The 12,227-nt window shown below is 51.7% G+C and carries 14 protein-coding genes; 7 read left to right on the forward strand and 7 right to left on the reverse strand.

What is annotated here, in order from left to right; all coding sequences use genetic code 11:
• Positions 1-143: 143 nt before the first annotated feature.
• From CHB59_RS04715 to rpoE, 3 genes are read right to left on the reverse strand one after another with little or no spacing between them, the layout of a single operon-like run.
• On the reverse strand, positions 144-1,100 hold the full coding sequence (locus CHB59_RS04715; RefSeq protein ID WP_089375077.1) for a MucB/RseB C-terminal domain-containing protein: 957 nt from the start codon (positions 1,098-1,100) through the stop codon (positions 144-146).
• A 7-nt stretch (positions 1,101-1,107) separates the two neighbouring features.
• Positions 1,108-1,572: a sigma-E factor negative regulatory protein gene (locus tag CHB59_RS04720; RefSeq protein WP_089375078.1), complete on the reverse strand. Its 465-nt coding sequence runs from the start codon at positions 1,570-1,572 to the stop codon at positions 1,108-1,110.
• Positions 1,572-2,189: an RNA polymerase sigma factor RpoE gene (gene rpoE / locus CHB59_RS04725; protein ID WP_089375147.1), complete on the reverse strand. Its 618-nt coding sequence runs from the start codon at positions 2,187-2,189 to the stop codon at positions 1,572-1,574. The genes CHB59_RS04720 and rpoE overlap by 1 nt, the downstream gene beginning before the upstream one ends.
• A gap of 197 nt (positions 2,190-2,386) precedes the next feature.
• Between rpoE and nadB the strand changes: the two genes are divergently transcribed.
• Entirely contained in the window at positions 2,387-4,012 is a 1,626-nt protein-coding gene (gene nadB / locus CHB59_RS04730) for an L-aspartate oxidase (RefSeq protein WP_089375079.1), read from the forward strand.
• A gap of 78 nt (positions 4,013-4,090) precedes the next feature.
• On the opposite strand, the gene CHB59_RS04735 is transcribed toward nadB, so the two are convergent.
• From CHB59_RS04735 to rsxB, 4 genes are read right to left on the reverse strand one after another with little or no spacing between them, the layout of a single operon-like run.
• Positions 4,091-4,528 carry a DUF1841 family protein gene (locus tag CHB59_RS04735; protein ID WP_089375080.1) on the reverse strand — a complete coding sequence of 146 codons (438 nt, stop codon included), beginning with the start codon at positions 4,526-4,528 and terminating at the stop codon, positions 4,091-4,093.
• Positions 4,528-5,397: a bifunctional hydroxymethylpyrimidine kinase/phosphomethylpyrimidine kinase gene (gene thiD, locus CHB59_RS04740; protein WP_245835035.1), complete on the reverse strand. Its 870-nt coding sequence runs from the start codon at positions 5,395-5,397 to the stop codon at positions 4,528-4,530. Before thiD ends, CHB59_RS04735 begins: the two co-directional genes overlap by 1 nt.
• Positions 5,398-5,425: 28 nt before the next feature.
• Complete coding sequence (nth, locus tag CHB59_RS04745) at positions 5,426-6,082, reverse strand: endonuclease III (RefSeq protein WP_089375082.1); 657 nt, start codon at positions 6,080-6,082, stop codon at positions 5,426-5,428.
• Complete coding sequence (gene rsxB, locus CHB59_RS04750; protein ID WP_089375083.1) at positions 6,079-6,744, reverse strand: electron transport complex subunit RsxB; 666 nt, start codon at positions 6,742-6,744, stop codon at positions 6,079-6,081. The genes nth and rsxB overlap by 4 nt, the downstream gene beginning before the upstream one ends.
• 193 nt (positions 6,745-6,937) lie before the next feature.
• On the opposite strand from rsxB, the gene CHB59_RS04755 reads away from it, so the two are divergent.
• From CHB59_RS04755 to CHB59_RS04780, 6 genes are all read left to right on the forward strand, one after another.
• Positions 6,938-7,714 carry an elongation factor-1 alpha gene (locus CHB59_RS04755; protein ID WP_089375084.1) on the forward strand — a complete coding sequence of 259 codons (777 nt, stop codon included), beginning with the start codon at positions 6,938-6,940 and terminating at the stop codon, positions 7,712-7,714.
• 103 nt (positions 7,715-7,817) lie between these two features.
• Positions 7,818-8,621 (forward strand): TIGR01458 family HAD-type hydrolase, encoded by an 804-nt coding sequence (locus CHB59_RS04760; RefSeq protein WP_089375085.1) that lies wholly within the window; start codon positions 7,818-7,820, stop codon positions 8,619-8,621.
• Positions 8,621-9,232: a YqiA/YcfP family alpha/beta fold hydrolase gene (locus tag CHB59_RS04765; RefSeq protein WP_089375086.1), complete on the forward strand. Its 612-nt coding sequence runs from the start codon at positions 8,621-8,623 to the stop codon at positions 9,230-9,232. The genes CHB59_RS04760 and CHB59_RS04765 overlap by 1 nt, the downstream gene beginning before the upstream one ends.
• A 73-nt stretch (positions 9,233-9,305) precedes the next feature.
• Positions 9,306-10,178: a 4-hydroxy-tetrahydrodipicolinate synthase gene (gene dapA / locus CHB59_RS04770; RefSeq protein WP_089375087.1), complete on the forward strand. Its 873-nt coding sequence runs from the start codon at positions 9,306-9,308 to the stop codon at positions 10,176-10,178.
• A gap of 30 nt (positions 10,179-10,208) precedes the next feature.
• Entirely contained in the window at positions 10,209-11,423 is a 1,215-nt protein-coding gene (bamC, locus tag CHB59_RS04775; protein ID WP_089375088.1) for an outer membrane protein assembly factor BamC, read from the forward strand.
• 28 nt (positions 11,424-11,451) lie between these two features.
• The gene (locus CHB59_RS04780; RefSeq protein WP_089375089.1) at positions 11,452-12,225 is read left to right on the forward strand and encodes an MBL fold metallo-hydrolase; all 774 of its coding nucleotides are present in this window, start codon (positions 11,452-11,454) and stop codon (positions 12,223-12,225) included.
• Positions 12,226-12,227: the final 2 nt, after the last annotated feature.

Below are 12,227 nucleotides of genomic sequence, written 5' to 3' on the forward strand. Positions count from 1 at the left end.
ACGTCAAACTCTTGCGCCATCCAGCTGAACAGCGCACCCATGCACTATTTACTACAATGCCTGCACCTCACAGCCACTACGCTGCATGGTCCAGGCATAAATACGATGCAAACATCCAATACCTAAACTTGTACTATCAAGATTTACTTATCGTTGAAACTGACTGCACTGCCGATCTGAGCCACAGTAGCTGCCGGCACTTCGCCAACGACCAGAATCTGGTAGCCCTTGCTGACATTAGCATAAAAATTGGTAGTGCCTTTTGATGTCTGCCCGATTTTTGGACGGATACCTTTGGATAAAGGTTCAATGAAAAGTGAGACAGAAGCCAGGCCGTCAGTAAAAATCACCTGTGTCACCGGCGCCGGTTTTCCAGGCACAAGGCGGGTAAGCTGCTCTACCTTGCGATAACCCACTGGTAATGTACCGATAGCCCATCCGCTCACTTCATCAATCGGCTGGGCACTTGCCTCTTCCAATATGTAATGCTTATCGTGATCCACATTGGGATGGAACCAGTCCATGCCCTGGTCCTCCAGCATATTGACCTGGCTGAAAGTCATCTGCTCCAGCATTTGCTTCTGCTCGCTCAACATCAATGATTTGAGCAACAGACCATATTCACGGTCTGCCCAGAATTTATAGGCATAGCGCAAATTGTCCCGTGGGTCGAGAAAAACCACACGGCCATCCCGGCCAGCCACACGCTCTATCCCGCCGACCCTGGCCTTGTAACTGGTTTTCAGGTATTCAATATCGTCAGGCAGCACAGCTGGAAACATATTGTGTGCCCGTCGTTTTTCCATCACGACTTTTTCATTTTTTGAGCTGAAGATGACGACATCGCCACCCTGGCTCAACATTTCACGCGGCGTACCATCCAGCACAACCACACGCGCATACTCTCCCTGCCTGGAATTCGTATGCGTAATCTGGACTGACTTGATGTTGTCACCCGACTGGTAAATGAACACTCCCTTGTAGCTAAGATCGTGAGCTGCCTGGGCTGCTTTTTGCAGCACTAGCCAAGGGTCTTCTGATTCAGCATGCACTGTTGCAATTGGAGTCACCAGCAGAATTGCCAGCAGGAAGCGCTTCATCTAACTACTACTCCGCATAGTTGGCAGGCTGTATATAGTACGCAGAGTTGTTTGAGGCCTGGGACTGGTGCGCCAGCCAGTAATCAGCAGGCAGGTTCTGCGCTATTTCCATCGGGGAAGTATCGTCTTCGATATCTGTTTGTACCTGCTGTTGCAATACTACCCAACCTACAAATGCCACGGCAGACACCGATGCCGCCACTGACCACAGCCTGCTGTTTCGCAGCAATGCGCGCTTTCGCTTGGCCGCAGCAGCTGGCACCAGGACAACAGGCTCTGCATCAAGGCGTGCCATCAGGCGCTCGGTGAAATCGGCGCTGAAAACAGGATTGCCACGCATGGCATCGCCAATCAAATGATAATCAGACCAAGTCCGGGTGGACTCTCCACCTGACTTCAAAGTCGTATACAGGTATTCTGCATCCTCAAGCGCAATATCTCCATCGATCAGCGCTGAAACTTGACTTTTCATTACCATCTCCTGTTTTCGGGGGTGTCCAGTAACGGACGCAATTTCTGGGCAATTGTTTCACGTGCACGGAAAATACGCGACCGTACAGTACCGATAGGGCAATCCATCATGGTCGCAATCTCTTCGTAACTTAAACCTTCGATTTCGCGCAATGTAATAGCCGTTCTCAACTCTTCCGGCAAACTGGCTACCGTGTCATTCACCGTCTGAGCAATTTCCTTGCTCATCAATTCGGTTTCCGGGGTATCCATGGTGCGCAACTCATCACCGTCATCAAAATTCTCGGCATCTTCAATTTCGATATCCCCAGTTGCCTGCGGCCTACGACCCATGGCAACCAAGTAATTCTTGGCTGTATTGATACCGATACGATACAACCAGGTATAAAAAGCACTATCGCCGCGGAAGCTGGGTAATGCCCGGTAAGCCTTGATAAAAGACTCCTGCACGACATCCTCGACTTCCGCCGGATCACGAATCAAGCGCGAAAGCAAACGACCAAGCTTACGCTGGTATTTCTCCACCAGCAGGCCAAAAGCGCGCTTGTCACCACTTTGCGCGCGCTCTACCAATTGCTGGTCAATTTCCCGATTACCCGCTGGAGGACTCCCTGCCATCGCGGTCATGCTCCCTGCCTGTATGTTCTTGACAGACGGAGTATACCCGCGCATACCAGAATCAACGAAGCTCAAGCGAGAAAATCTTTCAAAATTATTTGTCTTGATCATGACCTGCCCTTAATAAATTTTCATGACTAGCTTAGTGTTGAAGACAGCGCTACACTCGCGAAAGTTCATCCAACTACGGATTCTTGATGCAGCAATATGATGTCCTTATTATCGGCAGCGGCCTGGCAGGTCTAACACTGGCACTCAAAGTCGGCACAGACCGGAAGGTCTGCCTGATCAGCAAGCGAGGTATCAATGATGGTGCCAGCAACTGGGCGCAAGGAGGCATTGCTGCAGTACTGACAGATGATGACTCGACAGAAGCGCATATACAAGACACCCTGATCGCAGGCGCCGGCTTGTGTGATGCGGCTGTCACGCGACTGGTCGCCGAGCATGGCAGGGAAACTGTTGAGTGGCTGATTGAAGCAGGCGTACCTTTCACACGCGAAGATGACAACAGTGGCTTCCACCTGACCCGCGAAGGTGGGCATAGCCACCGCCGCATCATCCATGCCGCAGATGCAACCGGGCATGCCGTGCAGAAGACCCTGGCGGAAAAAGTACGCCAACATCCGAATATTACGGTACTGGAAGAACATATCGCGGTTGATCTCATTACAGCAGGCAAAGTCAATATGGAAGGCAGTGCCTGCCTGGGTGCCTATGTGCTTGACAACACGACAGGCGAGGTACTCACCGTAGGTGCCCAACAGACAGTGCTGGCCACAGGAGGTACTGGCAAGGTATATCTCTATACGACCAATCCCGATGTCGCCTCCGGAGATGGTGTTGCCATGGGCTGGCGTGCCGGCTGCAGGGTAGCCAATATGGAGTTCATCCAGTTCCATCCGACCTGCCTGTTCCACCCCGAAGCCAAGTCATTCCTGATTAGTGAGGCCGTCCGCGGCGAAGGCGGAATATTGAAACTGCCAGATGGGTCACGCTTCATGACCTGGCATGACGAACGTGCGGAATTGGCGCCTCGTGATATCGTCGCACGCGCCATTGATTTTGAAATGAAAAAACGCGGCCTGGATTGCGTATACCTGGATATTTCCCATCAACCTGCAGATTTCATCCTGTCGCATTTTCCGACTATTTATCGCACATGCTTTGAGTTGGGCATCGATATTACCCGCGAACCGATACCCGTGGTTCCGGCTGCACATTACAGCTGTGGCGGCATCATGACGGATCATATCGGCCGTACTGATATACCCCGCCTGTATGCCATTGGTGAAACCGCATGCACAGGATTGCATGGCGCCAACCGCCTTGCCAGCAACTCATTGCTGGAGTGCCTGGTATTTGGCCAGGCCGTTGCCAATGACATTATCAGCCAGCCCCGGATGCCGGAAATCACCCTGCCATATTGGGATGAAAGCCGGGTCACCGATGCGGATGAGGAAATCATCATTACCCATAACTGGAGTGAGCTGAGGCGTACCATGTGGAACTACGTGGGTATCGTCCGCACTAATAAACGCCTCACCCGTGCCATGCACCGCATTCATCTGCTACGCGATGAAGTACATGAGTTCTACAGCAACTTCCGCATCAGCAACAACCTGATCGAGCTGCGCAATCTACTGCAAGTAGCCGAGCTGATCGTGAAAAGCGCCATGGAGCGCAAGGAAAGCAGAGGCCTGCATTACAGCAAGGACTATCCGCTCCTGGCAGAAGAGGCTGTCCCTACCGTGCTCGAACCTTCAAACTATTACAGTCTGCTGGACAGGCATCACGGCCATCACCACCGCGAAACATCCTAGCCATTGCACGCAGCACAAAAAAACTCAGCAGATCAAGATCAAGTACGGCTGCATGTTTTGCCTGCAGATAGACAGGCACTATTCACTCGCTTTCGCACCGACACAAGCAGCATAGGCCTCGGCATCCAACCCACCTCCGGTGCGCTGTGCCTGCCAGATAGTCTCGGCCAGACACTCCATCAGTACATGTTGCGCCTCACAGGCATCCCCGTGCTTACTCCATAGGCGATGGTAGGCCGTCTTGATTCCCGGCGGCTGGTCTATCGATACCTGTTCAAGGACAGAAAGGTGCAAACTCATGTGCAGAAAAGGATTGGTTTCACCCAGTTCCGGGAAATAAGCCTGATCCATGTAGGTTTCAGGGGCATCCAGCACATGATGATATTCTGGGTGCTGCTGCATGATATCGACGGCCAACTGCTCCAGAGCCGTCAATGCCTGTCTTGCCTTGCATTTGGACCAACTGTCAAAAAAGAACTGGCGCACCTGATCGCGGCTGGGGTTGAATAATGCCATTATGCTGCTCGCACCTGCATGGCCTGCGGGGCAAACCCATGATTCAATGGGCCGATTCCTGCTCCTGTCCGCACATGGGATCCGGCATCCAGTGCAGATCGCACATAAATTCGCGCCGCCTGCACGGCATCAGGCAAGCTAAAACCAAGCGCCAAATAAGCCGCAATCGCCGAGGACAAGGTACATCCAGTGCCATGCAGGTTATGGGTAGATATCCGCAGTGAATGTAATCTGTGCAATTCAGCCAGCTGCCCTGCCACACTTTCCTGTACCAGGATATCCACCACATCATGCCCAGGGAGGTGTCCTCCCTTGAGCAGCACGGCATGGGCGCCTTGTTTGAGTAACTCCTCTGCCGCCAGCTCCAGCTCATCCGCAGCGGTCAGCTTTCTGCCAAGCAACAGCATGGCTTCATCCAGGTTCGGGGTTACTACCAGTGCTCGAGGAAATAATTCGCTGACCACCACGGCAACCGCTTCATCAGAAATCAGCTTGGCACCATTGGCTGACACCATCACTGGATCAAGCACAACCTGCGTCAGTCTGTGTGCATCCAGCGCTTCTGCCACGGTCATGACAACCTCAGGAGAATGCAGCATGCCAATTTTGACAGCATCCACACCGATATCCTCCACAACGGCATCAATCTGGTCTCGCAACATTTGGGGTGGAATACTATGAATTGAACGCACGCCCTGTGTATTCTGCGCGGTCAACGCCGTGATGGCAGTCATGCCATAACAACCCAATGCAGAAAATGTTTTGAGATCCGCCTGGATGCCCGCCCCGCCACTACTGTCCGAACCTGCAATCGACAGCACGCGTGGATAGCGGTTAGTTAAATTCAACGCTGTATTCATTTCACTCATTTCCGCTTAACCATTCTATCAACCCTCACTACACGGCTACTGGTACAGGTCCCATTGTCGGCTTGGCCCCGTATTCGCATAAATCGTAAATGACACACGCTTCACATTTCGGCCTGCGTGCCACACATACATAACGCCCGTGCAGAATCAACAAATGATGGGCGTCATGTAAATACTCTTTGGGCACTGCTTTCATCAGCTTGGTTTCCACTTCCAGCGGCGTTTTCCCCGGCGCAATCCCAATACGGTTTCCCAAGCGGAAAATATGGGTATCCACTGCAATGGTAGGTTGTCCGAATGCAGTATTCAAAATGACATTGGCAGTTTTGCGGCCAACACCAGGCAGGCTTTCCAGTCCCTCGCGCGTATCCGGAACCTGGCCATCATAATGCTCCACCAGCATGCGGCAAGTCGCTATCACGTTCTTTGCCTTACTACGGTACAAGCCTATGGTTTTGATATAGTCTTCCAGCCCTTCTACGCCAAGATTAAAGATTGCCTGTGGTGTATTGGCCACCGGAAACAGTTTGGCCGTCGCAATATTCACGCCTTTATCGGTTGCCTGCGCAGACAGGATCACGGCGATCAACAACTCGAATGTGCTGTGGTGCACCAGTTCAGTGGTTGGCTCCGGGATGGCAATACTGAGCCGCCGGAACAGCTCCTGGCGTTTTTTTGCGTTCATGTTTTTTGCGATATATTGGAAGGTGACATTCCCTGCTCACGAAGAGCGCGGGCACGCGCCATTGCAGCAGCAATGGCGGCTTTTTTCGCAGCGACAGTATCGCCTACGACTTGTGGTTTTGCAGGCACTACATTCTTGCTTGCACTCTCCTGGCGCTGCAACCGGAACATATGCCGCGCACGTGCTGCATCAGCCATTTGGCGCGCCTGGCTGCCTGCCTCGGCATAATGCCAATCCTGCTCTTCCAGAGCCTGCATGCTGATGCAATCAACCGGGCATGGCGCAATGCACAACTCACATCCCGTACATTCGTCCGCAATGACAGTATGCATCTGCTTATGTGCCCCCAGAATGGCATCCACAGGACATGCCTTGATACACAAGGTGCAACCGATACAGGTGGACTCATCAATCACGGCCATTGATCGGGGCTTTTCCACTCCATGTGCCGGGTCCAGGGAAATATACGGCAGGCCCAGCATATGCGCGAGCACATGAATACCAGCCTCGCCTCCCGGCGGACATTGATTGATACGGGCTTCGCCCCTGGCAAGCGCATCCGCATAAGGGCGGCAACCTGCATATCCGCATTGCGTACACTGCGTTTGCGGCAATATCGCATCAATCTGTTCGGCTAATGCTGTGATGGAAGAATCGCTCATGGCATCATTGACTATATTCAAGCTCCTGATTATATCCTGACAGCCAGGCAGATTCCGTGCATTGCACAATTTAGCTCACGTAATCCATCTCTGTCGCAGAGAAGGCTTTTCATTTGCAATAACCCTACTTTAATTATGTGTTAACACTGAAATTCAGGTATGCTTGCGCTGTTAACGCACGATTGAGATTATCATGAAAGACACATCCTCCAGCCTACCCTGGCTGAACCTTCCCAACTTACCCACTTCAATCAAGGCATTGTTTGTCGGCTACCTGCTGGTGATTGGCGTCGGGCTGTGCATGGCAGGCCTGCAAATCATGCTGACGCACGGCATGGCTGACGGGAAACTGGGGCTGTCCAAGGATGACATTGTTTACAGTTATTACGGTGATCGTAGTGGTAGCAAGCTGGAAAGCAAGCTCAATGGCTCAATGAAGCCTCATGCACCTCCCGAGGTACGCCTGGATATCATCAAATGGGTACGCAATGGTGCACCAGAATCCCAGTGGGAAAACCATTTCAAGAGCGTATTTGCAGAACGCTGTGTCATGTGCCACAGCGTCATTCCCGGCATTCCTGACTACAGAACGTATGAAGGCATCAAACAAGTATCGGCTGTGAATGAAGGTGCCAGCATCCAGAGCCTGACCCGTGTTTCCCATATCCACTTGTTCGGCATCTGTTTTATCTTTTTCCTCATGGCATTTATTTTCAGCTTCGCTGTCAACGTGCCCCGCGTACTGAAAGTGCTGGCAATTGCTTTCCCGTTTGCCTTTCTGATTCTGGATGTATTGTCCTGGTGGCTGACAAAATTGAATCCCGGCTTTGCCTGGTTGACCATCATTGGTGGCATTGGCTACAGCCTGGCGTCTACTTTCATGTGGGTGACCAGTATGTACCAGATGCTCATCATGTCCCGCAAGGGTAAAATCTACGGCAACGCCTGGGAAGCAGACCTGAAGGGCTGAGTCCTGATATCATCAAGACATACTGCAAAAGGGCCATACACAGGCCCTTTGCTTTTTTGGGCACAAGGTTTGCTTGATAGCAAAGACATGTAAGGAGGTTGATATGAACACTTCATCAGTCAATGCCATTCTGTTTGATCTGGACGGTGTACTCCATGTTGGCAAGAGTCCACTCCCTGGCGCAATAGAAACAATTGACCAATTGCGCATTCAAGGCATCAGCTGCCGCTTTGTCACCAATACCAGCACCCTTTCCCGTGCTTCATTGCACAAAAGAATCCTGGATATGGGGTTTTACGTCACGCCGGAAGAAATCATCAGTGCGCCGGAAGCGGCATTAAAATACCTGGAACAACTAGGCAATCCGCTATGCCGATTCCTGCTGGCAGATGATGTGAAGAAGGATTTCTCCCACTTCCGCCAATCTAATACCGCGGCTGACTACATCGTGGTGGGCGATATTGGCAAGTCATGGTCTTACACCATCATGAATGAAGTATTCAACTGCCTGAAACAAGGCGCAAAACTCATTGCCATCCATAAAAACCGCTTCTGGCAAACTGAGCATGGGTTACAACTGGACATCGGTTGCTTTATTGATGGACTGGAATACGCTTCTGGCACTGAAGCCATGATCATAGGCAAACCTTCGGTGGATTTTTTCAAGATCGCACTTGCCGATCTCAAGCTACCACCATCAGAAGTCATGGTGATTGGCGATGATATCGATTCGGATATTGATGGCGCACAAAAAGCAGGCATGCGCGGTGTACTGGTGCGCACAGGGAAATTCCGCCAGGAATACTTTGATACTTCCACCATCAAACCGCATGCAGTGATAGACTCCATCGCCGATCTTCCCGGCTTGCTGCAATTGTCAACCACAGCCGAAGGAACACCGGACTGATGAGTATCGTCTATATGCCAGGCTTCAACTCCAGCCCGGCCAGTGAGAAATCATGCCTGCTCAGACAGCATTTCCCGCATATCGTGGTGCCGGAATACAATACCTGGGATCCTGATATTTCCTATACTCAGCTCGACCAGACCATCCGTCCACTAGCAACATCGGGGGCACTTCTCACCGGATCATCACTCGGCGGTTTCTGGGCTTATCATTTTGCCTGCCGCTATCGCCTGCCATGCTTGCTGATCAACCCCTGTATGTATCCAGAAAAAAGCCTGCACCGCTATCTGGGTACCGTAGAGAATTTCTACACCCACGAACGTGGCACACTGACGCAGGCCAATCTGGACAGGTATGCCCACTACCAGCCTGTAGGACAGCCGCGCCATACCTGTGTACTGCATGAACAAGGTGATGAGTTGATTCCCTACCAGGAAAGCATCAGAAACTTCATGGGCAGGGCCAGGTTGTTGCTGCCAGGCGGCGGCAATCATCGTTTCGTTCGTACCGAGCTGATCATCAGCAGTATCAAGGATATGCTTTCACATCAGCATGGGAGCGGCGCACCCACTCATGCAATCCACTCCCCTGTACCTACAGCATTGAAATAGCACAAAATCATGTAATGATCGTGCAAGTTTCGGTTAAAATGGCTAAGTTTAATCATTATCAGGTCGTATAACCATGTTGCAAGGCAGTCTTGTTGCCATCGCTACCCCCATGCACGACGATGGCAGCCTGGATATCCAGGCGCTACGTTCGCTTATAGATTTCCATGTCGCACAGAACACTGATGGCATTGTGATCGTGGGTACCACCGGCGAATCTCCCACTGTTGACTTCGATGAACACGCCCTGCTGATCAAAACCACTGTCGAACACAGTGCCGGTCGTGTTCCTGTCATCGCAGGTACTGGCGCCAACTCGACCAATGAAGCGATCTCCCTGACGCAAAAGGCAAAAGAACTCGGGGCAGATGCCTGCCTGCTGGTTGCCCCCTACTACAACAAGCCGACACAAGAGGGTTTGTACCAGCATTTCCGTGCTGTGGCAGAAGCAGTAGATATTCCACAAATCCTGTACAACGTGCCAGGACGTACTGGCTGCGACATCAGCAACGAGACGGTGCTGCGCCTCGCAGCCATCGAGAATATTGTCGGCATCAAGGATGCAACCGGCAATATTGAGCGTGCTACGGACCTGATCCTGCGCGCGCCAGCAGATTTTGCCATTTACAGTGGTGATGATGCCAGTAGTCTCGCCCTGCTTATGCTGGGCGGACATGGCGTGATTTCAGTCACGGCCAATGTAGCGCCACGGCTCATGCACGAAATGTGTACTGCGACCCTGAACGGGAACTTTACCGCTGCGCGTGAGATCAATGCCAAACTGTTTGCGCTGCACCAGAAATTGTTTGTTGAAGCAAACCCGATCCCGGTTAAATGGGTATTACAGCAAATGGGGCTGATCAAGGGAGGTATCCGCCTGCCCCTGGTACCGCTTTCCGGGCAATACCATGAGATATTACGCCATGCCATGCAGCAAGCTGGCCTTTAATATTATCGTTTACCAGCCAAGATAGAGACCATGAATCAATTCGCACTGAAACCTGTTTTACTGGCCACATTACTGACCCTGTCCGCGAGCGGTTGCTCCCTGCCTTTTCTTGACTCAGATTCAGACTACAAGGCTGCGGGACGTGCTCGTCCGCTGGAAGTGCCTCCTGACCTGACTAATATTTCTGCCAGTGATGCCTATGCCATTCCTGGCGCTGCCACCAACTACTCAGATTACAGCCAGACACTCAATGAAAGCGGGCAACAAGAAAACGAGCAGGACAAACTGCTACCAAATGCAGACGGTGTACGCATGGAGCGTGCAGGTGCCCAGCGCTGGCTGGTAGTGAACGCCGCGCCGGAAAAGGTCTGGCCAGTCATTCGTGAGTTCTGGACTGACTTGGGCTTTGCTGTACAAGTGGAAAATCCACAGACAGGCGTCATGGAAACAGAATGGGTTGACCCCAGTTCACTGGATACAGCGACAGACAAAAGCTACCTGGAGAAATTCCAGGGCTGGCTGGACAAGCTGAATGCATTGCAAAGTCGACAAAAATTCCGTACCCGTATTGATCGTGGTCTCGATACAGGTACTACTGAGATTTATATGAGTCACCGTGCGGTCAGCGAGACCGTTGATGACGGCAAGATCAAGGTACGTACCCTCGCCGGTGAGGTCGATATGGGCTATGCGCCAACAAAAACCAAGCGTGCAGGAGCCGATGAATCCCGCGCCATGGCAGAAGATATCGATGCCGAACTGCTGCGCCGCCTCATGGTACGCCTAGGCGTGGAAGAAAAGAAATCTCGCGAAATTGTTGCCAACCCAGCACAAGAGCTTCGTGCCAGCATCAACAAAGAGTCTGATGGCACACTCAGCCTCAGCACCAATGATGCTTTTGATCGTGCCTGGCGTCGTGTTGGCCTTGCACTGGATCGTATCGGCTTCGTGGTTGAGGATCGGGATCGCTCTGCTGGCGTATTCTATGTACGTTATTCTGATACCGACATTGATGAAGCACCAAAAGAGAAGAAGGGCCTGCTGGCAAGCCTGAAGTTCTGGGGTGACGACAAAGACAAGGATGGCATCAAGAAGCGTAAGGCTGGAGACACCCAATATCAGGTCAAGGTTGAAGGTTCCGGTTCAGATAACTCTATCGTGACAATCACCGACAATGATGGTCAACGTGAGCGCTCCAGCACGGCCAACCGTATTATCAACCTGCTATTCGAACAACTGAAATAGTCATGACAACCAGCCCGCGCTGCTTAGCATGAGGTTTGCTTCACTCGGAAGTGGCAGCGCAGGCAACGGTCTGATTATAGAGCACAGTGCCACCCGCTTATTGCTGGACTGTGGATTTGGCTTGCGTGATGCCATTAAACGTATCGCCAGGCTGAGCCTGGAGCCTGACACCATTGACGGGATTCTGGTCACTCATGAACACGATGACCATACCCATGGTGTTTTCAAGCTTGCCAATAAATATCGTATCCCTGTCTGGCTGACCCATGGCACTTATGCCTCGAGCCAGAAATTCCTACCAAAACAGCAGGATTTCAAGCTGCACATCATCGACAGTCACCAGGCATTCAGCATTGGCGATTTACACGTTCAGCCTTATCCTGTCCCGCATGATGCACGTGAACCTGTGCAATATATCTTCGAGAATGGCTCACATAAACTTGGGGTGCTGACAGACGCAGGCATATCCACCCCTCATATCGAAGCCATGCTGAGTGGCTCAGATGCCTTGATTCTGGAATGTAACCATGATCTGGAAATGCTACGCAAAGGTCCTTACGTACATTCATTGAAACAACGTGTTGGTGGCCGTTTGGGACATCTGGATAATGACAGTGCCGCCAGGCTGCTGCAAGTGCTGGATAACCGTAAACTACAGCATATCGTGGCAGCCCATTTAAGCGAAAAAAACAATCAGCCGGCATTAGTCAGTGCAGCCTTAAGCCAAAGCCTCAACTGTGAGGAACACTGGATTGGCATTGCGCAGCAAGCCGAAGGATTTGACTGGCGAGAAATAAAATAACC

Source organism: Methylobacillus rhizosphaerae, from assembly GCF_900187985.1.
Classification (GTDB): domain Bacteria; phylum Pseudomonadota; class Gammaproteobacteria; order Burkholderiales; family Methylophilaceae; genus Methylobacillus; species Methylobacillus rhizosphaerae.

Bases quoted from the DNA above. Each gene is read 5' to 3' on its own strand.
- CHB59_RS04715 (WP_089375077.1), bottom strand. From the start codon at position 1,100: ATGAAGCGCTTCCTGCTGGCAATTCTGCTGGTGACTCCAATTGCAACA.
- CHB59_RS04720 (WP_089375078.1), bottom strand. From the start codon at position 1,572: ATGAAAAGTCAAGTTTCAGCGCTGATCGATGGAGATATTGCGCTTGAG.
- rpoE (WP_089375147.1), bottom strand. From the start codon at position 2,189: ATGGCAGGGAGTCCTCCAGCGGGTAATCGGGAAATTGACCAGCAATTG.
- nadB (WP_089375079.1), top strand. From the start codon at position 2,387: ATGCAGCAATATGATGTCCTTATTATCGGCAGCGGCCTGGCAGGTCTA.
- CHB59_RS04735 (WP_089375080.1), bottom strand. From the start codon at position 4,528: ATGGCATTATTCAACCCCAGCCGCGATCAGGTGCGCCAGTTCTTTTTT.
- thiD (WP_245835035.1), bottom strand. From the start codon at position 5,397: ATGAGTGAAATGAATACAGCGTTGAATTTAACTAACCGCTATCCACGC.
- nth (WP_089375082.1), bottom strand. From the start codon at position 6,082: ATGAACGCAAAAAAACGCCAGGAGCTGTTCCGGCGGCTCAGTATTGCC.
- rsxB (WP_089375083.1), bottom strand. From the start codon at position 6,744: ATGAGCGATTCTTCCATCACAGCATTAGCCGAACAGATTGATGCGATA.
- CHB59_RS04755 (WP_089375084.1), top strand. From the start codon at position 6,938: ATGAAAGACACATCCTCCAGCCTACCCTGGCTGAACCTTCCCAACTTA.
- CHB59_RS04760 (WP_089375085.1), top strand. From the start codon at position 7,818: ATGAACACTTCATCAGTCAATGCCATTCTGTTTGATCTGGACGGTGTA.
- CHB59_RS04765 (WP_089375086.1), top strand. From the start codon at position 8,621: ATGAGTATCGTCTATATGCCAGGCTTCAACTCCAGCCCGGCCAGTGAG.
- dapA (WP_089375087.1), top strand. From the start codon at position 9,306: ATGTTGCAAGGCAGTCTTGTTGCCATCGCTACCCCCATGCACGACGAT.
- bamC (WP_089375088.1), top strand. From the start codon at position 10,209: ATGAATCAATTCGCACTGAAACCTGTTTTACTGGCCACATTACTGACC.
- CHB59_RS04780 (WP_089375089.1), top strand. From the start codon at position 11,452: ATGAGGTTTGCTTCACTCGGAAGTGGCAGCGCAGGCAACGGTCTGATT.